Consider the following 20,791-nt stretch of genomic DNA (forward strand, 5'->3'; position numbering starts at 1 on the left):
TCACTTCGGCGCAATGTCGCGCCGCACACGGCGGATGTGCTGTTCGACATAGAACGCCGCCGCATCGGCATCGCCCGACACGATCGCCTCGTAGATCAGCCGGTGCTCGGACACGTAGAGCCGGATCCGGCCCGCGTCGTAGATGCCGTCGTCTTTCAGCCGCTTCCACAGCGGCTGGTCCATCGTCTTCGCGACTTCGTCCGCGATCTTCACGATCAGCGCATCGCCGGTCATCAGCGCGAGCTGCCGGTGAAACAGCCGGTCGCTCTCGTTCCACAGCGCGCGCTGATGCGGATCGTCGACGTCGGTAATGGTTTCCATCTGCGCGAGATAGCGTTCCGCACCGGGGTCCGCACGGCCGTGCGCGGCCGCAAGGCGCGCGATCGCGGGCTCCAGGATCAGCCGCACGTCGAGCGTCGAGGTCGGGCTGAAGTCCGGTTCGGATGCCGCGTGCGCGTCGCCGCGCTGCGCGAGCACGTCGAGCGGCGCCGCGACGACGTAGGTGCCCGAATTGCGCTTCGTGAACACGAGCCCTTCGTTCTGCAGCGCGCCGAGCGCCTCGCGCACGGCCGGCCGGCCGACCTGGAACAGCGCCGCGAGTTCGCGCTCGGACGGCAGCCGCGACTCGGCGGCATAGCGCCCCGCGCGGATCTCGTCGCGGATCTTCTCGGCCACCTGCTCGTAGATCTGCAGCGGCCTGAAACCGCCTTCGAGTGAGTCGGGACGCGCGGACATCATCGTAGGGCTCCTGCCCGGTCGCGGGCGTGAATCTGGAATGGGTTCGCACTATACCGGAGCGCGCCGGCATTGCGGTTACGGCGGCCCTTCTGGATAGATATTAGAACCAAAACCGGCGAACCGCTTTATTTTCTGGGTTGCGGCCCGCCCAGCAAGTGGTATAGATTCGATCCACACTGCCCTGTGTCGCGGTATCCGGCAGCCCTGTGACGGGCACTGCATGCGCCCGTCGTCCACGCTCACCGACGCATACGACGTACACGATGACCGCTCTTTCCCCGACTCCCGTTTTCGATGCGGCCGACACGGCCGCGCTGCTCGACTACCCGGCGCTGCTCGCCACGCTCAGGCAGGCCGTCGCCGACTATGCGGCGGGCGAGATCGTCAGCCCCGAACGCCTGGTCGTGCCGCTGCAGGCCGGCGGCGTGATGCTGTCGATGCCGTCGAGCGCGCGCGACCTCGCGACCCACAAGCTCGTGAACGTGTGCCCGGGCAACGGCGCGCGCGGCCTGCCGACGATTCTCGGCCAGGTGAGCGCATACGACGCGACCACCGGCGAGATGCGCTTCGCGCTCGACGGCCCGACGGTCACCGGGCGCCGCACGGCGGCCATCACCGCGCTCGGCATCCAGGCGCTGCACGCCGCGGCGCCGCGCGACATTCTGCTGATCGGCACCGGCAAGCAGGCGGCCAATCACGCGGAGGCCCTTGCGGCGATCTTTCCGGACGCCCGCCTCCACGTGCGCGGCACGAGCGCCGATAGCGCGACGGCATTCTGCGCCGCGCACCGCGCGCACGCCCCGCGTCTCGTGCCGCTCGACGGCGACGCGATTCCCGATGCGATCGACGTCGTCGTCACGCTGACGACGAGCCGCACGCCCGTCTATCGCGAAGCCGCGCGCGAAGGCCGGCTCGTGGTCGGCGTCGGCGCGTTTACCGCGGACGCCGCCGAGATCGACGCGAACACGGTGCGCGGCAGCCGGCTGGTGGTCGACGATCCGGCCGGCGCGCGCCATGAAGCCGGCGACCTGATCGTCGCGCAGGTCGACTGGCGGCAGGTCGCGTCGCTCGCCGACGTGCTCGGCGGCGCGTTCGAGCGCAACGGGCCGCTGCTGTTCAAGAGCGTCGGCTGTGCCGCGTGGGATCTGGCCGCATGCCGCACCGCGCGCGATGCGCTGGCCGCGCGCGGGGCCGGCTGACCCGGCAACGTTCCCCTCCGGCCGCATTCGCGGCAACGCCTTCCCGCGGCCGCTTCGGCGGTTTCCGCACGCGCTGTAGGAATCGCCCTACAGCGCGGCGCGGCGGCCTACATCAACTTCCAATTCGGCCGATTTCATTTTCGGCGGCGCAACACGATACTGCCGGCATGAATGCCAGCCAGTTCCCCGCCGCGCTCCGCGTATTTCTCGTCGATCACGCCGTCGCCGTCCGACAACGGATCGCGCTGCTCGTCGGCGCGATCCGCGGCGTCGCCGTCGTGGGCGAGGCGGAGGACGGCCAGGACGCGTGGACGCACATCCGCAGCAGCCAGGCAGACGTGGTAATCGTCGACCTGCGGCTGGCGGACGGCAGCGGCCTCGACCTGATCGGGACGCTGTCGAAGGCCGCGCCGCGCATCGTCACGATCGTGCTGACGAATCATTCGGCGCCGGCGTTCAGAGCGGCATGCGCGTCGGCCGGCGCCGACTACTTCTTCGACAAGACCGCCGAGTTCGACGCCGCATGCCGCGTCATCGAATCCCTGGTGCACGCTCGCGCGCACCGCCCCTGACGAGCCGGAGCGACTCATGTCCACAGCCACCGCCTGCGCCGCCGACGTATCCATCGCGCCCCGTCCGACGATTCCGCTTCGCGCGGTCGCGCGCGCCGACGCCACCAAACACCCCGCCGCACGCTGTTCGGTGTGCGCGATGCGCTCGATGTGCCTGCCGCCGCACCTGACCGCGGCCGAATACGATCGCCTCGACGCGATCATCTGCACGACCCGGCAGGTGCGTCAGGGCGACGCGCTGTTCCGCACCGACGATCCGTTCCAGAGCATCTACGCGGTGCGCGCGGGTTCGTTCAAGACCGTGATGATGCATCGCGACGGCCGCGAGCACGTGACGGGTTTCCAGATCGCCGGTGAAACGCTCGGGATGGACGGGATCGGCGGCGGCCAGCACTGCTGCGACGCGATCGCGCTCGAGGACAGCGTCGTGTGCATCATTCCGTTCGGCGCACTCGAAGCCGCGTGCCGCGAGATCAAGCCGATGCAGCATTTCCTCTACCAGATGCTGAGCAGCGAAATCGTCCGCGAATCGAGCCAGATGCTGCTGCTCGGCACGATGTCGGCCGAGCAGCGCGTCGCGCATTTCCTGCTGAACCTGTCGTCGCGCTTCGAGGCGCGCGGCTATTCGGCGACGGAATTCAACCTGCGGATGACGCGCGAGGAAATCGGCTGCTATCTCGGGATGAAGCTCGAAACCGTGAGCCGGATGTTTTCGCGGTTCCATCGCGAAGCGCTGGTCGAAACGCGCGGCAAGCGCGTGCGCATCATCGACACGCAAGCGCTCGCGCGGGTCTGACAAGGCAGGACTACACGGGGCCGCTCGCGCCGTGCTTCATCGCACCGCGCCGCCGGCCGCCGCGTCGCGCAGCGCCGCCGCACCGCCCGCCTGACACGCGATCAACGCCTGCTCGGCCTGCATGAACGCACGGTGCAGCGCATCGTTCAGGTCGTCGCAGACACACGGCGGCAGCGGCCGGCGCGCGCCGTCGTGCATCACGAGGTCGAGTCGCACGGCGTACCGGCATGCGCGGTCGCCGGCCAGTTGCGATTCGATCGCGAGGTGGCAGCCGTCGATCAGCGCGCGAAACCGTTCAAGCCGCACCAGTTGCGCGCCGGCTTCGGCTTCAACCGCGGCGGAACCCGCGAATCCGAGGCAGGCGATCTGCATGCCCACGCCCATGTCGTCTCTCCTGACGGCGCCGCCCGCTCGTCGACCGCCTTGCATGCGCCGCCCGCACCGAAAGGTGGCGGCACGCGTTTCCCGTGGCGGGGTGCGCCTGCTTCCAGCGCTGCCCGGCCGATAGTTTGCCCGCGCGTTCGCCGGCGCGGGGTCGTTCATACGTTGAAGGTCTGTGACGCCTTCATCTCGATCCACGTCATCCCGGCCCGTAACCCTTCGATCATCGCTTCACGCTCGGTCGGGTAGGCATGGCTGTGCTCGAACGTATGATGAAAACGCGCGGCGCCGGCGCCGTGCTCGACCGACACCCGGCAGCGGAATTCGCCCGATTCGCACGGGCGCGTCTCGACTTCGACGGACCAGTCGCGTTCGTGAATGTTGCCCTGCAGTGTCATGCGCCCTCCTGCGGTATCAGTCGCCGAGCCGGAAGTGGCCGCTGTGCAGCAGCACCGGCCGACCGCCGATTTCCTCGAGCATCCGTCGTGCCATCGCCTCGATCGCCGACCGGTGCCCGTCGAACGCCGCCAGCAGGTCGCGTTCGAGCAGCGACGGCGCGCCGAAATGGTCTTCCAGCGCTTCGGCCGTTATCGCGCACTGCACGCAACGTCCGTCGACCAGCGCCGAAAACGCTACGACCAGGTCGCGTGCGCAATATTCGGGGGACTCCGGCGGGAAGACGATCTGCATCTGTCGGCCTGTCATCGTGTGACGCTCCATGGCAAGAGCATAGTGGCGCGCGCACCCGCACGCTTGACCCACGTCAACCGGTTCGCTGCGTCGCACGATGACGGCGCGGCTGCGCAGCGCCGGTCCGCCCGCGCCCGTTTTCAGCCGGAGCCGGGCTCGATGGCCGCGCCGCGTTCCGCGAGCAGCTCGCGCAGCACGCTACGGTGGCAATGGCGTTCGTCGCCGCAATAGCAGCCGATCGAGAACGCGGTGGTCGCCGACAGCGCCGCCAGCACGTCCAGCACCTTCGCCGCATCGCCGTGCGCCATCTCGGCGCGAAAGCGCCGCCGGAACGCGTTCCATTCGGCATCGGTTTCGGCGGCCTGCGCCTGCGCGACGAGTTCCGGGCTCGGCGACAGCGTCGGTAGCCATACATCATAGTAGTTCCGCGACGCGAATTCCGCCTTCGGCACACCGCGCGGCGGCCGCCGCACCGTGCCGATCCGCAGGCCCTCGCCGGCCGCGCGCGGCGTGCCGAGCTGGATGATCCGGATGCCCATGTCGCTCCTTGTATGTCGAATGCGATCCCGTGATCGTACCGCCGCGCCTGCGCCCGCGTCAGCCGGGCGGCGCACCCTGCGGCCGCGCAACAAAAAACCGGCTGCTCCGTGGCGGGAGACAGCCGGTTCGGCCTGCGACGTCGCGCGCCGGGGCGCGCCGCGCTCAGACGCCGCTCTTCAGCACCTTGCCGATCGCATCGGCGACGATCGCGACGTTCGAGTCGTTCAGGCCCGCCACGCACATCCGGCCCGAGCGCAGGATGTACACGCCGTGCACTTCGCGCAGTGCGTCGACCTGCGATTCGGTCAGGCCCGTGTACGTGAACATCCCGCGCTGCTTCACGTAGCGCGTGAGCGCCTCGCCGCTGACGTGGTCGCGCAGGCCGTCATGGATCGACTGGCGCATCCGTGCGATGCGGCGGCACATCGCCGCCAGTTCCTCTTCCCACTGCTTGCGCAGCGCCGGCGTGCCGAGCACCGCCGCGACGACCTTCGCGCCGTAGGTCTGCGGGTTGCTGTAGTTCGAGCGCACGGCGCCGGCCAGCTGGCCGAGCACGCGCTCGGCCGCGGCGGCATCCTCGCAGACGACGCTCAGGCCGCCGACGCGCTCGCCGTACAGCGAGAAGTTCTTCGAGAACGAGTTCGCGACCAGCGTCGGCACGCCGCGGCGGGCCAGCTCGCGCACCGCGAACGCGTCCGCGTCGAGGCCCGCGCCGAAGCCCTGGTACGCCATGTCGACGAACGGCAGCAGCCCGCGCGCCTCGATCACGTCGATCAGCTTCTCCCACTGGCCTTCGTCGAGGTCGACGCCGGTCGGGTTATGGCAGCACGCGTGCAGCAGCACGATGCTGCGCGCCGGCAGCGCGTCGATCGCCGCGAGCATCGCGTCGAACCTCAGGCCGCCGGTCGCCTCGTCGTAGTACGGGTACGTGTTCACCGTGAAGCCGGCGCGCTCGAAGATGAAGCGGTGGTTTTCCCAGCTCGGATCGCTGAGCCACACCTGCGAATCCGGGAAGTAGCGCTTCAGGAAATCGGCGCCCACCTTCAGCGCGCCGGAGCCGCCGAGCGTCTGCAGCGTCGCGATGCGGCCGGCCGCGCGGGCCGGGTGATCGGCGCCGAACACGAGCGACTGCACGGCGTCGCGATACGCGGCCAAGCCGACCATCGGCAGGTACGGCTTCGGGCCGCTCTCGCGCTGCAGCGCGGTTTCGGCTTCGCGCACGGCGCCCATCACCGGAATCCGGCCTTCGGCATCGAAATAGATGCCGATGCTCAGGTTGACCTTCTGGTCGCGCGGATCTTTCTGGAAGTTCTCGTTGAGCGTGAGGATCGGATCGCCCGGGTACGCGTCGATGTGTTCGAACATGGCTAAGTCGGTCTCGTCTGGAAGAATATGGGTGGTGGCCTGCGTCAGCGTGCGGATGCGCCGTCGTGCACCGCGTAGCCTGCATTCTTCTGACGGAAGCGATACCCGACCGCGAGCACCGCGAGCCATACCGGGATCAGGTACACCGACAGGCGGAGATCCGGCGTCAGGTACATCACGACGAGAATGCCGGCCATGAATGCCAGGCACAGGTAATTCGTGAAAGGATAGCCCAGACTGCGGAAGGAAGTCTGCTCCCCGGCTGCACGCTTGGCCTGGCGGAACTTCAGGTGAATCAGCGTGATCATCGCCCAGTTGATGATCAGCGCCGACACGACGAGGCCCATCAGCACCTCGAACGCCTTGCCCGGCATGAAGTAGTTGACCAGCACGCACACGCCGGTCGCGAGCGCCGACGCACCGAGCGCGGCGAGCGGAATGCCGCGCCGGTTCACCGAGCACAGCACCTTCGGCGCGTTGCCCTGCTTCGCGAGGCCGAACAGCATCCGGCTGTTGCTGTACACGCCGCTGTTGTACACCGACAGCGCGGCCGTCAGCACGACCACGTTCAGTACGTTGGCGACCACGTTGCTGCTCAGCGCATGGAAGATCAGCACGAACGGGCTGCCGCCGGTGACGACCTTTTCCCACGGATACAGCGACAGCAGCACGGCCAGCGCGCCGATGTAGAAAATCAGGATGCGGTAGATCACCTGGTTGGTCGCGCGCGGAATGCTGCGCTTCGGATCGTCGGCCTCGGCCGCGGTGATGCCGATCAGCTCCAGCCCGCCGAACGAGAACATGATCGCGGCCATCGACATCACGAGCCCCGACACGCCGTTCGGGAAGAAGCCGCCGTGCTGCCACAGGTTGCGCACGGTGGCCTCCGGCCCCGCGTGGCCGCTCGCGAGCAGCCAGCCGCCGAAGCCGATCATCCCGACGATCGCGGCGACCTTGATGATCGAGAACCAGAACTCCGTCTCGCCGTACGACTTCACGCTGGCCAGGTTGAGCAGGTTGATCGCGACGAAGAACACCAGCGCGGACACCCAGGTCGGCACGCCCGGCCACCAGTACTGCACGTAGATCCCGACGGCCGACAGTTCGGCCATGCTGACGAGGATGTACAGCACCCAGTAGTTCCAGCCCGACAGGAAGCCGGTGAAGTGGCCGACGTACTTGTCGGCGAAGTAGCTGAACGAGCCGGCGACGGGCTCGTCGACGACCATCTCGCCGAGCTGGCGCATGATGAAGAACGCGACGATGCCGGCCACAGCGTAGCCGAGCAGCACGGACGGGCCCGCCATCTTGATCGTCTGCGCGATGCCGAGGAACAGCCCCGTGCCGAGCGCGCCGCCGAGCGCAATCAGCTGGATGTGCCGGTTCTTCAGCCCGCGCTTCAGGCCGTCGCTCTCGTTTCCAGAAACCATGTCTTCTCCACTCTGTCCGCTTCCGCCTGCAGCGGTGCGGCGCGCCTCGGTGTGCCGGGCGCTGTTTTTGCTGTGCCGGGGCGGTTCGTGGCGCCGCCGGGTTGGGGACCTGCAATCTTCGCGTGGCGGCGCCCGATTCGCGTCGGCGTGCCCGCCAGACCGGCCGCCGACCGTCGCCGCGCCCGCCTTGCTGCGTTCGCACACGAAAATCCGGCGTCAGTTTAGCGTCGCGACGGCGAAATCGGGTTTCGTAACCCGTTCATGCAAACCCTACATTATGAGATAAGATTGCATCCAGGAGACAAACGAGGAAACAAAAATGCATGAACCGGTTCTGGATCGCCTCGATCGCCACTTGCTCGCGATCCTCCAGGAGAACGGCCGCGCGTCGAACCTCGATCTGGCGAAGGCGGTCGGCCTGTCGCCGGCCCAGACGCTGCGCCGCCACCGGCGGCTGGAGGAAATCGGCGCGATCCGCCGCTATGAAACCCGGCTGTGCCCCGACACGCTCGGGTTCGGCGTCACCGCGTTCGTGCACGTGACGATGGAGCGCGGGCATATCCGCGACCTGTCGAAATTCCAGAAGCTGGTATCGGATCTCGCGCAGATTCAGGAGTGCTTTTCGGTGACGGGCGACATCGACTACGTGCTGAAGGTGGTCGCGCACGATCTGAAAGGCTTGTCACGGTTCCTGCTGGAGACGCTGATGCGGATTCCCGGCGTGAGCGGCGTGCATTCGAGCGTGTGTCTCGACGAGATCAAGTGCACGAGTGCGATGCCGGTGGACGCTTAACGCCCGACGCTTCAAATCTGTTCCGGCAATACCGATTACGAAATCGGGCGATTGGATAAGGTCGGACGCCGATGTCGTCGCCCATTTCGCGTCCGGTATTGCCGATTGGTGCCGCCCCGCCACTTCGTCGCGAATTCCGCAAAAATTCGTACCCATCCAATAGTCAACTTGCGTACTGTCGGCGAACCTCTTCGCTTCCTGAACGTACCGGGAATCGACCATGCGCCGAGCGGCGGTAAGAGACAGCGATAGGACTACAACGAGCGGACTCGTCATTGCAGTCACGTCCACGATATTCGACAACGGCAAGCATGTCGCCATAGACGGAGACAAAGCGACATGCGGTAATTGCAAAGGCGCGTTCAGGATTCTCAGCAGCGCCAGGCGTATGAGTTGCCATGGCCGCAGGGTCGTTCTAGATGGTGACCCGGTTCTTTGCCCGTGTGGACAGATCAAAGTCGTTGCCGGTGCCGACAGCAAGATTTTCCATGAGGAAGGCAACGCATCCCGGAACGTACAGACGACGGGCGCAGTACCGCCCGTTGCATCGACCTTGCCGTCAGCCTCACTGGCCCGATACGACGAGAAGGTCAAGTGCATTTCGCGTACGTCTGCGCTCGCCGGATATCCCTACTACATTGAGACGGCGGACGGCCGTACGTATTCGGGGCGCTTTGACTACCGTGACGATCTTCCTCGGGTTGACACCATGGCAGCCGCCGACAATTACGTCGTCCATTAGGGTGACGATGCAATTGCAAAACAGTACGGGGCGTAACCGATGCCGAATCCGCCCACGAAAGTCCGCACTAACGGCACGCCGCTCTCCGAAAAAACGTACAGCTCAAAGCACTGACATTTCAGCAGCTCTGGCACGCCTACCCGGGGAATGATCCGTACGACGACCCAACTGGCGAGTACGAAAATCAATGTGCGATCCGGATGAGCGTGACGTTTCATGCGGCCGGGAGCGACATGAAGTCGTTTTCGCAAAAAGTCCTGAAGCCGATGCCAGGAAAACGAACGTTGGGACGCTTGCTTCTTGGTGGTAAAGCAACTGCGACTCGCGCTTATGAACTGGCCGAATGGTTGAAGCTCCGCCCATTCCTCGGCCTCGGAAATCCGGAACGTATCACTGGCCCGGATTGGCAGGACAAGATAAAAGGGCGAACCGGTATCGTCTATTTTTTCGGCTACTGGCGACAGGAAGGAGGTTCGGCTGACGCATTGAGCGGCGGACATATCGACCTGTGGAACAAGGACACGCTCACGCCCTCTGCCGTATCATTCTGGCGGTTTCGCATCGGCGTGCGATCCATGATCAACCCGTTCGATTATCTTCGGGGCCGACGCGGAAATTGGTACTCGGACCTGGCCGATTCGAAAGAAATCCTGTTCTGGGAAGTTGAATGAAACGACTGGCTGCCACCCTCGGCGGATTCATATGGGGTTTGCTGGTTACCTGGGCATCCCTTTACACGTTCAGCCGGATTCACTGGCCCGCTACGCCGTCACATTCGACCGGCTGTAACGACATGGAACACTGCAGCCCTCATGGGATATTCATCGTCGGTCTGCTGGCGCTCACCTTGTGGCCGTCGATCCTCTTTGCCGTCATTAACGCGTTCGCTTATCGGCGCTGGTCGGCGCGTAAATGGAAAGTCATGTTCGCTGCCACGACACTATTTGTCGTCTTGTTTCATCTCGCGAGCTACGCGGCACCCGCGCTAGGCCTAGTCAGCTAGGCAAGACACCGGGGCGGCGCAAGGCTGCGTGAAACCAGCAAGCTTCACCCATACTCACCGCACCACCTCGAACGCACTGATCAACAACGCCCCCGCCGCGATCACCACGCAACCGGCCGCCCGGCGCGGCGTCAACCGCTCGCCGAGATACACGCGTGCAATCAGCGCCGCGAACACCACACTCGTTTCCCGCAGCGCCGACACCGGCCCCATCGGCGCGCGATCCATCGCCCAGATCACGATGCCGTACGCGAGCGCCGCGAACACGCCGCCACCCGCGGCCTTCGCCGTCTCGCCGGGCTCCTGCGTCAGCCGCAGCGGCCCCGCGCGCAGCCGGTAATACGCGGCCATCATCGCGCCCGTCAGCACGAACATCCACGCGGTATAGCCGACCGTGCTGCCGCTTTCCCGCACGCCGATCCCGTCGACCACGCTGTAGGCCGCGATCGACACGCCGGTCGCGAACGCGGTCGGCAGCACCTGCATCATCCGGTGCTTCGCGCCGCGCCCGCGTTCCAGCCCGATCGCCATGATGCCCGCGCAGATCAGCACGAGCCCGCCTTGCGCACCGGCACTCAGGTGCTCGCCCGCGAACGCCGCCGCGCCGAGCGTGACCAGCAGCGGCGCGGTGCCGCGCGCGACCGGATACGCGACGCTCAGGTCGCCGTGCTCGTACGCACGCACCAGCAGCAGCGTATAGACGACGTGCAGCACGGCCGATGCGACGACATAGAGCCAGCTCGCGGGCGTGATCGGCGCCGCGGCCGGCAGGAACAGCAACGCGAACAGCCCGATCGCGATCTGCAGCACCGTGGCCGAGCGCAGCCGGTCGCCACTGCTGCGCACAAGCGCGTTCCATGACGCATGGAGGAACGCCGCACACAGCACGGCAAACAGAACGGGAATCGGCACGCTGAATACTCGCTGACGGGCGGCCACGCGAAATCGTCGCCGCAGGGCGTTCATCGTATGAATCCGTCATCCGCTTGTCAAAAAACCTTCCCCGCACCGCCCGGGATCCGGACGGGTCGATAACGCCCTATCGCCCGCCCGGCGCGGCATTCGCGGCAACGCCCCCACGCACCGCGGCATGTGACGCGAAAGCGCCATGCGATCCGCCCCTTTCCGTTCTCTTTCGGGGCGCATGCCGTCGTAATGAAATCGATACCGCAGCGCAACCGTTGCGAAACCACTCCGTCCCCATATCTTCATACGCGACTGTTTCAATGCGCGTGCTCTTTCACGAGCTTCGCGCCGAACCGACACGGCGACGGGGCCGTTCTCCACCATCGAAGACCTTACTGGAGTTTCCCGATGTTCCGTCAAGCCTTGCTCGTCACCGCCTGCGCAGCCGCAGCGCTGGCGCTGTTCGCCTGCGGCGGCAGCGACGACCCCACGTCGACGCCCGCCGTGTCGTCGCAGGATGCGCTGCAGACCGCCACGCCGATCAAGCACGTCGTCGTGATCTATGGCGAAAACGTGTCGTTCGACCACTACTTCGGCACCTACCCGAACGCGGCGAACCCGTCGGGCGAGCCGGCCTTCAACGCAAAGTCCGGCACGCCGACGCCGAACGGGCTGACGGGCACGCTGCTCACCGCGAACCCGAACTTCACGAATACGGCCAACGGCACCGACGCGGCGAACCCGTTCCGCCTCGACCGCACGCAGGCCGCGACGGCCGACCAGAACCACGCGTACACGGCCGAACAACAGGCCGAGGACAACGGCCTCGCCGACCTGTTCCCGAAATACACCGGCAAGGGCTCGTCCGGCGGCGCCGGCGCGTTCGGCACGAAGGGCCAGGTAATGGGCTACTTCGACGGCAACACCGTGACGGCGCTGTGGAACTACGCGCAGCGCTTCGCGATGAGCGACAACACGTACACGACGTCGTACGGCCCGTCGACGCCGGGCGCGCTGAACGTCGTGTCCGGCCAGACCAACGGGATGCAGATCGTCAAGACGTCCGCGAAGCCGTCGACGCTCGCGAAGAGCTCGTACTACATCAATGACGGACAGGGCGGCTTCACGATGATCAACGACGTCGACCCGGGCTACGACGTGTGCTCGAGCACGACCGACCAGGCGATGATGACGGGCAAGAACATCGGCGACCTGCTGAACGCCGCGAAGATCACGTGGGGTGGCTTCATGGGCGGCTTCAACCTGTCGACGACGAACGGCAACGGCACGACGGGCTGCGCGCGCAGCACGGTCGCCACTGCCGTGAACGCCGCGACGGCCGACTACATCCCGCACCACAACTGGTTCCAGTACTACGCGTCGACGGCTAACCCGCAGCACACGCGCCCGAGCTCGGTCGCGGCGATCGGTTCGAGCTTCCAGACCGACGGCAAGACGGCCGAGCCCGCGAACCACCAGTACGACTCGGACGACTTCTTCGCCGCCGTGAAGGCCGGCAACTTCCCGTCGGTCAGCTACCTGAAGGCCCCGGCCGCCCAGGATGCGCACGCGGGCTATTCGGATCCGCTCGACGAACAGGCGTTCGTGACGAAGGTCGTCAACTTCCTGCAGCAGCAGCCCGACTGGCAGAACACGGCCGTGATCGTCACCTATGACGATTCGGACGGCTGGTACGACCACGTGTACACGCCGCCGACGCGCGCATCGTCGGACCCGGTCGACCAGGTCAACGGCGCCGGCAAATGCGGCACGGGCGGCACCACCGGCGTGAACGGCGCGACCGTGAACGGCCGCTGCGGCCCGGGCGTGCGCATTCCGCTGGTCGTGATCTCGCCGTACGCAAAGCAGAACTACGTCGACCACACGATGCTCGACCAGGCGTCCGTCGTGCGCTTCATCGAGGACAACTGGCTCGGCGGCCAGCGCATCGGCGGCGGTTCGTTCGATGCGACCGCGGGCGACCTGCGCAACCTGTTCGACTTCACGTCGAAGCCGAACACGACGCCGCTGTACCTCGACCCGACGCTCGGCACCGCGTTGAGCGCGGCACCGGCGATCTGACCGGGACGTCGCAACCGCATGGCCGGCGCATCACGCGCCGGCCGTTTCCATTTAACGCGCCGCTGCGTGCGGCGCACGATTTCCGATCGACAGCATGACAGCTCGCCCTGCGCTCCCGTCTCCCGACGCCTCCGGCGCCCGCGCCTCGCGCACGCCTTCCCGCCTCCTGCGCCGCGCGGCGTTCGTGATCGGCGCCGCCGTGCTCGGCTACGGCGCGTTCGCGATCGTGTTCCCCGCGCAGGTGCCCGCGGCGATCGGCACCGTCGTCGCCGACTGGACGGGCGCGAATCCGCATCCGATCGTGCTGCGGCGGCCCGCCGTACAGCCGCTGTCGGCGGTCGCGCAACTCGGGCGCGCGCTGTTCCACGATCCGTCACTGTCCGCGTCGGGCAAGCAGTCGTGCGCGTCGTGCCACAGCCCCGATCACGCATACGGGCCGCCGAACGCGCTCGACGTGCAGCCGGGCGGCCTCGCGATGACGCAGCAGGGCTATCGCCCGCCGCCGTCGCTGATGTACCTGTACCGCCAGCCGAATTTCAGCATCGGCCCCGACGCAGGCGAAAACGACGACGCACCGAGCGTCGCGCAACAGGCCGCGTCTGCGGCCGGCGTCGTCAAGGCGCAGAAGGTGGCCGGCACGTCGGCCGCGCCGCAACTCGTGCCGCAGGGCGGGATGTTCTGGGACGGCCGCGCCGATACGCTGCAGCAGCAGGCGTTCGGCCCGCTGCTGAATCCGGTCGAGATGGCGAATGCGAGCATCGACGACGTCGCACGCAAGCTCGCGCAGTCGCCGCACCGCGCGCAACTGGAAAAACTGTTCGGCGCGCGCGTGTTCGACAGCCCGCAGCTCGCGGTGTCGGAGGCGATGTTCGCGATCGCGCGCTATCAGGTGGAGGATCCGTCGTTCCATCCGTACGACAGCAAGTACGACCGCTGGCTCGAAGGCCGCGCGCGGCTCACGCAGGCCGAGTTGCGCGGGCTGCGCCTGTTCAACGATCCGGACAAGGCGAATTGCGCGGGCTGCCACCTGTCGAAACCCGGCAAGGACGGGTTGCCGCCGATGTTTACCGATTACCAGTACGAAGCGCTTGGCGCGCCGCGCAACCGTGCGCTCGCGCAGAACCGCAACCCGGCGTTCTACGATCTCGGCGTGTGCGGGCCGTTCCGCGACGACCTGAAGGACCAGACGCAGTATTGCGGGATGTTCCTGACGCCGACGCTGCGCAACGCGGCGACACGCCACGTGTTCTTCCACAACGGCGTGTTCCACACGCTCGACCAGGTGATGGCGTTCTACAACGAGCGCAGCATCGCGCCGCAGAAGTTCTATTCGCGCGGCGCGGACGGCAAGGTCGACGAATACGACGATATTCCGCCGAAGTATCGCGCGAACGTCGACGTGACCGATGCGCCGTTCGATCGCAAGCCGGGCGACAAACCCGCGATGACCGCGCAGGACATCAAGGATATCGAAGCGTTTCTCGGCACGCTGACCGACGAGCCGGCGCAGCACTGAGCGCCGGCCGGGCGCATGTCGCGCCGCGTCAGCAACGCGCGCGGATGCACAGGAAGGCCGGCGCCAGCGACAGTTCCGCATGGAGCCGTTCCGATACGGCCTTCATCTCCGGCAGCGGTGTCGGTTCGACGAACCGGTCGAGCCGCCAGCCGCCGTCGGCCATCGCGTTCAGGATATCGGCCAGTGGCCGCCGCCATGCCTCGACATAGGGCCGCGGTTCGCCGAACCCCGACCAATGGAAGCCGAAGCGCGACGTGTCGAAGTACGTGCCGTCGCCACGCGTGCGTTCGTCCATCCAGTCGCGCATCGGGTGCGCCATCGAGAACACGAGCGCGGCGCCCGGCCGTGCGACGCGCCGGAACTCGCGCAGCGTCGGCGCGAGATCGCGCACGTAGTCGAGCGCGAGCGAGCACAGCACCTTGTCGACCGACGCGTCGGGCAGCCACGCGAGCGGCGCCTCCAGGTCGCCTTCCACGATATCGACGGCAAGCCCCGCGCAGCGCGTTCGCGCGAGCGCGACCATCTCCGGCGTCACATCGAACGCATGCACGGTCGCGCCAAGGCGGGCGAGATGCTCGCTGCAAATGCCCGGCCCGCAGCCTGCGTCGAGCACCGTCAGCCCGGCCAAGTCGCCGAGCAGCCCCAGCGTCGCGGGACGCTCGTAGAGCGCGTTGTGCGCCTTCGTCGGCGCGATGTCCGCATAGCGTTGCGCGAAGCTCGCGTAAGCGCGGTGGCCGGGTGGGTCGTTCGGATCGTTTGGATCGTTTGGATCGTTCGGTTCGGTCATGTGGCATCCGTCGGCAGAAATCGGGCGTGTCGATTCTGCCCGATCGGACGACCGATCGCGACCGGCCCGCGCGCAGGCTTCAGGACAGGCTGTCGAGCAACCGATACCATGCCACCCCGGCCGCGATACGGAAGCGTTGCAGCCCGCGAAACGGAATCTGGCGAATCGGCGTGACTTGGAACGGCAACGGCAATGGCGCATCGCCGGACCGGTGCGCGGCCAGATGCTTGCCGAGTGTCGTCGCCATCGCGATGCCGCGTCCGTTGCAGCCGAGCGCGATCGTCACGCCCGGCGCTATTCGAACCGGATGCTCGAATAGCGCCGGCGAAATGACGCTCGGCGCACCGTTGCATTGTGCAACGGCGTTTGCCCGCTACCGCGGCTTCGGCGAAGACTCGGCCCGATAGATAACCTTCGGGCGCAATACGAGTTGCTTCGCTGCGGCGTCCAGTTCCTTGCCGTGATACAGATCGAGGCATTTCAGGAAGTCGAACTTCACATCCCTCACTTCCGATTCGACAACCGGATTCCGGTAGTCGCGGGCCAGATACTTCGCGACCAGCGCCTGAATGACGTCCGGTGCACGCTCCAAGTCGTAGTAGGTCCAGTCGCGCAACGCGCTGGTGCTGCTGCCGATGTCCTTGTTCACGCCGGGCGCTTGCTTGTAAGCGGTCGCCAGGCAATCCGCCAGCACCATGTCCTTGAAGTTCTGGAGGTGAGTTCGTGAACCGGCCTCCGGCCACGCCTGCGCGGCGTCCTTCGCCACGACCATCGTCGGTTGAAACACGATGCACGCCAACGCGGCAGCGATCCAGACTCCCCTCATGACAGGCTCCAAAAATTGGCGCGATCGGTACGATATCGCGCACCCGGCTCGTTGAAGTAACAATGGTCGTAACACGTCCGCTCGTCGAACTGTGCGGCGCGGCCCATCATGCACGAATTGAAAGGTTTTGGTAAGAATGACACCCAGATCGGCATCGGCCCGCCAGTTGCCTCATGCGCCCCGCCCCCTCGTTTTCCCCGATCCCGTCCGACTTGACTCTCCTTCTTCGATCGACAACACTTCGCACATCGCAAGTGTGATCACAGATCGCAGATCAAACCCAGGAGAACCCCGAACTTGGCGCCTCGTATCGTTCCGCCCGCACTGAAAGCCATCGAACAGGAAACGATGGCCGACAAGGTCTACCAGCAACTGCGCGAAGCGCTGATGAGCGGCCGTTTCGCGCCCGGCCAGGCGTTGAGCCTGCGCAGCGTCGCAGAGGCCGTCGGCTCGTCGACGATGCCGGTGCGCGCCGCGCTCACCCGGCTGCGCGCCGAGCGCGCGCTGGTCGACGGCCCGAACCGTGCGCTCGTCGTGCCGCCGATGACGCTCGACATGCTCGACGAGCTGCGCGACGTGCGCATCGCGCTCGAAGGCTGCATCGCGGAGCGCGCATGCGCACGGATGACCGGCGCGCAGATCACGGCCGTGCGCAAGACCTGCGAAACGATGCAGGCCCACGCCGAAGCCGGCCGCTCGCGCGCTTACCTGCAAAGCAATTTCGCGTTCCACAGCGCGATCTACGCGCACGGCGCCAGTGAGAACACGCTCGCGATCGTCGAGAACCTGTGGATGCGCGTCGGGCCGTTCCTGAACATGGTCGCGCTCGACATCCCGCACATGCGGCGCTCGATGGATGCGCACCGCGCGATCGTCGACGCGCTCGAACGGCGCGACGGCGCGGGCGTACGGGCCGGCATCGCGCTCGACATCGGCGGCGCCGCGCACGATCTCGCCGAGACGCTGCGAGCCGAACAGACCCCGCGCGCCGTGAACGCAAAGCCGTAGCGGCCGCGTGCCGCCGTCACGCGATCGCGAGCGAACGCGGTCCCACAACATCAACGATGGAGACAACCCGGTATGACAGCTTCCGACCTGCTGAAACCCTATGACGGCCTGCGCGTCCTCGTGACGGGCGGCGCATCGGGCATCGGTCTCGAAATCGCCGACGCGTTCGCCGAGTGCGGCGCGCGCGTGCATGTGTGCGACGCGTCGCAAGCCGCGCTTGCGGCGCTCGCCGACCGGCCGCCGCGCGCCGGGGCCGGGGCCGGAGCCGGTGCGATCAGCGCGACGCTGGCCGACGTATCCGATCCGGCCGCCGTCGAGCGCGTGTTCGCCGACGTATCGGCCACACTCGGCGGCCTCGACGTGCTGGTCAACAACGCCGGCATCGCCGGCCCGACCGGCGGCATCGACGAAATCGACCCCGTGCAGTGGGAGCAGACCGTCGCGATCAACCTGAACGCGCAATTCCTGTTCGCCCGCCGCGCGGTGCCGCTGCTGCGCGACTCGAAACACGGCGGCGCGATCATCGCGCTGTCGTCGGTCGCCGGCCGGCTCGGCTACGCATTCCGCACGCCGTATGCGGCCACCAAATGGGCCGTGGTCGGCCTCGTGAAAAGCCTCGCGATCGAACTCGGGCCGCTCGGCATCCGCGTGAACGCGATTCAGCCCGGCATCGTGCGCGGCCCGCGGATGCGCCGCGTGATCGACGCGCGGGCGCAGCAGCTCGGCATCGGCTACGACGAGATGGAGCAGCGCTATCTGGAGAAGATCTCGCTGCGGCGAATGACCGACCCGGCCGAGATCGCCGCGACCGCGCTGTTCCTGTGCTCGCCGGGCGGGCACGGGATCACCGGGCAGGCGATCTCCGTCTGCGGCAACGTCGAAGTGCTCTGACGCCTCCTGCATCGTTCACCGAAAGGAATTCATCCGTGGCAAACGCTCGCAAAGTCATCATCACCTGTGCGCCCACCGGCGCGATCCACACGCCGTCGATGTCGCCGTACCTGCCCGTGACGCCGCACGAGATCGAGACCGCCGCGGTCGCGGCCGCGCAGGCCGGCGCGGCCATCCTGCACCTGCACGCACGCAACCCGTCCGACGGCAAGCCGACGCAGGATCCGGCCGTGTTCGCCGAATTCCTGCCGCGCATCAAGGCGCAAACCGACGCCGTCATCAACCTCACGTCGGGCGGCAGCCCGCACATGACGGTCGACGAACGGTTGCAGCCCGCGCTGCATTTCCAGCCGGAAGTCGCGTCGTTGAACATGGGCTCGATGAACTTCGGGCTGTACCCGATGCTCGAGCGCTTTCGCGACCTGAAGCATCCGTGGGAACGCGAACATCTCGAGAAGAGCCGCGATCTCGTGTTCAAGAACACGTTCGCCGATATCGAGACGATCCTCACGCGCTGCGGCGCGAACGGCACGCGTTTCGAATTCGAGTGCTACGACATCTCGCATCTGTACAACCTCGCGCATTTCGTCGACCGGGGGCTCGCGAAGCCGCCGTTCTTCGTGCAAAGCGTGTTCGGCCTGCTCGGCGGAATCGGTGCGCACCCGGAAGACCTGATGCACATGCGCCGCACGGCCGATCGCCTGTTCGGCAGCGATTACGTGTGGTCGATCCTGGGCGCGGGACGCAATCAGATTCCGCTCGCGACGATCGGCGCCGCGCAGGGCGCGAACGTGCGCGTCGGGCTCGAGGATTCGCTGTGGATCGCGCCGGGCAAGCTCGCCGAATCGAGCGCCGCGCAGGTCCTGAAGATGCGCCAGGTGCTCGAAGGCCTGTCGCTGGAGATCGCGACGCCGGCCGACGCGCGCGCGATGCTCGCGCTCAAGGGCGGCGACGCGGTGAATTTCTGATCGCCGGGCAGCCCGCAACACCCGATCCGCAAGCGCAGTGACAAGGCGCCGGCCCGAGCCGGCCGGCGCCAGGACGCCCTTCATCGCCCCGCTCGGTTCGAGCGCCGCCGGCGCGGCTCCGTCGTCTGCCCATCCGCTGCCCGCACCGCAGCGGCATTTGCCGAACGCGGCGCGCCGTGCTTGCCGTGCGCGCCGGTTCGCCCTTACCGGAGTCGTCCGCATGTCCACTCAACACGCCCAGGCATTGTCTTCCGCCGCCGGCGACGCGAGCGCGTCGCTGAACCGGCTGCTGTTTCGCAAACTCATGCCGCTGCTGATCGCCGCGTATGTGATCAGCTTTCTCGACCGCACCAACATCGCGTTCGCCAAACATTCGATGGGGGTCGACCTCGGCATCTCGTCGGCCGCGTACGGGCTCGGCGCCGGGTTGTTCTTCCTGACCTATGCGCTCTTCGAGATCCCGAGCAATCTCGTGATGCACCGCGTCGGCGCGCGCTTCTGGATCACGCGGATCATGGTCACGTGGGGCGCGCTGTCGGTCGCGATGGCGTTCGTCAGCGGCGAGACGTCGTTCTACGTGATGCGTCTGCTGCTCGGCGCGGCCGAAGCCGGCCTGTTTCCCGGCGTGATGCTGTACCTGACGTATTGGTTCGGCCGCGAGCAACGGGCGCGCGCAACCGGCTATTTCCTGCTCGGCGTGTGCATCGCGAACATCGTGGGCGGCCCATTGGCCGGCGCGCTGATCGAGCTCGACGGCACGCTCGGCTTCCACGGCTGGCAATGGCTGTTCGTCGTCGAAGGCATTCCGGCGATCCTGCTGGCGTTCGTCGTGTGGCTCCGGTTGCCGGATCGTCCGAGCGCCGCACCGTGGCTTTCGCCGGAAACGGGCCGCGCGCTCGAACGTTCGCTGGCTGCCGAACAGGATGCGGGCAGCGCCGCGCACGGCAGCCATGCGTTCGGCGCCGCACTGCGCGATCCGCAGATCTGGCTCGCGATCTTCGTGTACTTCTGCCACCAGTTGACGATCTACACGGTGATTTTCTTCCTGCCGGGCATCATCGGCGCATCCGGACGCTTCTCGCCGTTCGCGGTCGGGTTGCTGACCGCGCTGCCGTGGCTCGCCGCCGCGGTCGGGGCCGGGACGCTGCCGCGCTTCGCGCGCGAATCGCATCATTCACGGCGGATGCTGTGCGCGGGGCTCGTCGTGATGGCGGCCGGGATGATCGGCGCCGCGCATGCGTCGCCGGTCGCGGGGCTGCTGTGCGTGTGCGTGGCCGCGTCCATGTTCTTCGTCGTGCAGTCGATCGTCTTCACGTTTCCGGCGTCGCGGCTCGCCGGCAGCGCACTGGCCGGCGGCCTCGGGCTCGTGAATACCTGCGGGTTGCTCGGCGGCTTCGTCGGGCCGACCGTCGTCGGCGCGATCGAACAGGCGACCGGCAATGCAAGGAACGGGCTGACGCTGCTGGCGGGCGCACTCGTCGTCGCGGCGTTCGCGAGCCTCGCCCTGCGTCACGGGCACGAGCGGCCCGCTGCGCGGCAGCGCGCCTGATAGCCGAAG

At 67.0% G+C, this 20,791-nt stretch carries 22 protein-coding genes and 2 pseudogenes; 13 read left to right on the forward strand and 11 right to left on the reverse strand.

What is annotated here, in order from left to right; all coding sequences use genetic code 11:
* On the reverse strand, positions 1-738 hold the full coding sequence (locus HWX08_RS04420; protein ID WP_174919461.1) for a FadR/GntR family transcriptional regulator: 738 nt from the start codon (positions 736-738) through the stop codon (positions 1-3).
* A 263-nt stretch (positions 739-1,001) separates the two neighbouring features.
* Here HWX08_RS04420 and lhpI point away from each other — a divergent pair, with 263 nt between their 5' ends.
* The 3 genes from lhpI to HWX08_RS04435 all read left to right on the forward strand — a co-directional run bounded on the left by lhpI (position 1,002) and on the right by HWX08_RS04435 (position 3,305).
* Entirely contained in the window at positions 1,002-1,937 is a 936-nt protein-coding gene (gene lhpI / locus HWX08_RS04425; RefSeq protein WP_174919462.1) for a bifunctional Delta(1)-pyrroline-2-carboxylate/Delta(1)-piperideine-2-carboxylate reductase, read from the forward strand.
* Positions 1,938-2,104: 167 nt separating this feature from the next.
* Positions 2,105-2,509 (forward strand): response regulator transcription factor, encoded by a 405-nt coding sequence (locus HWX08_RS04430; protein ID WP_069259873.1) that lies wholly within the window; start codon positions 2,105-2,107, stop codon positions 2,507-2,509.
* Between the two features lie 16 nt (positions 2,510-2,525).
* The gene (locus HWX08_RS04435) at positions 2,526-3,305 is read left to right on the forward strand and encodes a helix-turn-helix domain-containing protein (RefSeq protein WP_174919463.1); all 780 of its coding nucleotides are present in this window, start codon (positions 2,526-2,528) and stop codon (positions 3,303-3,305) included.
* A gap of 36 nt (positions 3,306-3,341) precedes the next feature.
* Here HWX08_RS04435 and HWX08_RS04440 read toward each other — a convergent pair whose 3' ends face one another.
* The 6 genes from HWX08_RS04440 to HWX08_RS04465 form a co-directional block, all read right to left on the reverse strand.
* Entirely contained in the window at positions 3,342-3,689 is a 348-nt protein-coding gene (locus tag HWX08_RS04440) for a metal ABC transporter ATPase (protein WP_174919464.1), read from the reverse strand.
* A 155-nt stretch (positions 3,690-3,844) separates the two neighbouring features.
* On the reverse strand, positions 3,845-4,084 hold the full coding sequence (locus HWX08_RS04445; protein ID WP_006479066.1) for a hypothetical protein: 240 nt from the start codon (positions 4,082-4,084) through the stop codon (positions 3,845-3,847).
* A 16-nt stretch (positions 4,085-4,100) separates the two neighbouring features.
* The gene (locus tag HWX08_RS04450; RefSeq protein ID WP_174919465.1) at positions 4,101-4,391 is read right to left on the reverse strand and encodes a DUF1488 family protein; all 291 of its coding nucleotides are present in this window, start codon (positions 4,389-4,391) and stop codon (positions 4,101-4,103) included.
* Between the two features lie 125 nt (positions 4,392-4,516).
* Positions 4,517-4,915, reverse strand: coding sequence for a DUF488 domain-containing protein (locus HWX08_RS04455; protein ID WP_174919466.1), 399 nt, complete (start codon positions 4,913-4,915; stop codon positions 4,517-4,519).
* A gap of 163 nt (positions 4,916-5,078) precedes the next feature.
* Positions 5,079-6,281, reverse strand: coding sequence for an amino acid aminotransferase (locus tag HWX08_RS04460; RefSeq protein ID WP_069259869.1), 1,203 nt, complete (start codon positions 6,279-6,281; stop codon positions 5,079-5,081).
* A 44-nt stretch (positions 6,282-6,325) separates the two neighbouring features.
* The gene (locus HWX08_RS04465; protein ID WP_107313071.1) at positions 6,326-7,711 is read right to left on the reverse strand and encodes an amino acid permease; all 1,386 of its coding nucleotides are present in this window, start codon (positions 7,709-7,711) and stop codon (positions 6,326-6,328) included.
* 319 nt (positions 7,712-8,030) lie between these two features.
* Between HWX08_RS04465 and HWX08_RS04470 the strand changes: the two genes are divergently transcribed.
* From HWX08_RS04470 to HWX08_RS04485, 4 genes and pseudogenes are all read left to right on the forward strand, one after another.
* On the forward strand, positions 8,031-8,504 hold the full coding sequence (locus HWX08_RS04470) for an Lrp/AsnC family transcriptional regulator (RefSeq protein ID WP_069259867.1): 474 nt from the start codon (positions 8,031-8,033) through the stop codon (positions 8,502-8,504).
* Positions 8,505-8,724: 220 nt separating this feature from the next.
* Positions 8,725-9,246, forward strand: coding sequence for a PAAR domain-containing protein (locus HWX08_RS04475; protein ID WP_174919467.1), 522 nt, complete (start codon positions 8,725-8,727; stop codon positions 9,244-9,246).
* A gap of 39 nt (positions 9,247-9,285) precedes the next feature.
* Positions 9,286-9,917: pseudogene (locus HWX08_RS04480) on the forward strand (type VI secretion system amidase effector protein Tae4).
* Positions 9,914-10,249 carry a hypothetical protein gene (locus HWX08_RS04485; protein WP_174919468.1) on the forward strand — a complete coding sequence of 112 codons (336 nt, stop codon included), beginning with the start codon at positions 9,914-9,916 and terminating at the stop codon, positions 10,247-10,249. Before HWX08_RS04480 ends, HWX08_RS04485 begins: the two are co-directional and overlap by 4 nt.
* 54 nt (positions 10,250-10,303) lie before the next feature.
* On the opposite strand, the gene HWX08_RS04490 is transcribed toward HWX08_RS04485, so the two are convergent.
* Complete coding sequence (locus HWX08_RS04490; RefSeq protein ID WP_069259865.1) at positions 10,304-11,161, reverse strand: EamA family transporter; 858 nt, start codon at positions 11,159-11,161, stop codon at positions 10,304-10,306.
* Between the two features lie 402 nt (positions 11,162-11,563).
* Here HWX08_RS04490 and HWX08_RS04495 point away from each other — a divergent pair, with 402 nt between their 5' ends.
* Together HWX08_RS04495 and HWX08_RS04500 are read left to right on the forward strand one after the other, a co-directional pair.
* Positions 11,564-13,237, forward strand: a complete 1,674-nt coding sequence (locus HWX08_RS04495; protein WP_069259864.1) for a phospholipase C — start codon at positions 11,564-11,566, stop codon at positions 13,235-13,237.
* Positions 13,238-13,331: 94 nt separating this feature from the next.
* Entirely contained in the window at positions 13,332-14,753 is a 1,422-nt protein-coding gene (locus HWX08_RS04500; RefSeq protein ID WP_174919469.1) for a cytochrome-c peroxidase, read from the forward strand.
* A gap of 28 nt (positions 14,754-14,781) precedes the next feature.
* Here HWX08_RS04500 and HWX08_RS04505 read toward each other — a convergent pair whose 3' ends face one another.
* From HWX08_RS04505 to HWX08_RS04515, 3 genes and pseudogenes are all read right to left on the reverse strand, one after another.
* Positions 14,782-15,540: a class I SAM-dependent methyltransferase gene (locus HWX08_RS04505; protein WP_174919470.1), complete on the reverse strand. Its 759-nt coding sequence runs from the start codon at positions 15,538-15,540 to the stop codon at positions 14,782-14,784.
* Positions 15,541-15,619: 79 nt separating this feature from the next.
* Positions 15,620-15,841: pseudogene (locus HWX08_RS04510) on the reverse strand (FAD-dependent oxidoreductase); the annotation flags it as partial.
* A 72-nt stretch (positions 15,842-15,913) separates the two neighbouring features.
* Positions 15,914-16,366 carry a type VI secretion system amidase immunity protein Tai4 gene (locus tag HWX08_RS04515; RefSeq protein ID WP_174919471.1) on the reverse strand — a complete coding sequence of 151 codons (453 nt, stop codon included), beginning with the start codon at positions 16,364-16,366 and terminating at the stop codon, positions 15,914-15,916.
* 297 nt (positions 16,367-16,663) lie between these two features.
* Here HWX08_RS04515 and HWX08_RS04520 point away from each other — a divergent pair, with 297 nt between their 5' ends.
* The 4 genes from HWX08_RS04520 (at position 16,664) to HWX08_RS04535 (ending at position 20,782) form a co-directional block, all read left to right on the forward strand.
* Positions 16,664-17,374, forward strand: coding sequence for a GntR family transcriptional regulator (locus HWX08_RS04520; RefSeq protein WP_069259859.1), 711 nt, complete (start codon positions 16,664-16,666; stop codon positions 17,372-17,374).
* Positions 17,375-17,446: 72 nt separating this feature from the next.
* A complete protein-coding gene (locus tag HWX08_RS04525) occupies positions 17,447-18,265 on the forward strand; it encodes an SDR family oxidoreductase (protein ID WP_174919472.1) in 819 nt (272 codons plus the stop codon).
* Positions 18,266-18,300: 35 nt separating this feature from the next.
* A complete protein-coding gene (gene kce / locus HWX08_RS04530; RefSeq protein ID WP_069259857.1) occupies positions 18,301-19,233 on the forward strand; it encodes a 3,5-dioxohexanoate:acetyl-CoA acetone transferase in 933 nt (310 codons plus the stop codon).
* Positions 19,234-19,453: 220 nt separating this feature from the next.
* Positions 19,454-20,782 (forward strand): MFS transporter, encoded by a 1,329-nt coding sequence (locus HWX08_RS04535; RefSeq protein WP_174919473.1) that lies wholly within the window; start codon positions 19,454-19,456, stop codon positions 20,780-20,782.
* Positions 20,783-20,791 lie beyond the last annotated feature (9 nt).

Origin of the sequence: Burkholderia metallica, from assembly GCF_902832845.1 — a bacterium.
Taxonomy (GTDB): domain Bacteria; phylum Pseudomonadota; class Gammaproteobacteria; order Burkholderiales; family Burkholderiaceae; genus Burkholderia; species Burkholderia metallica.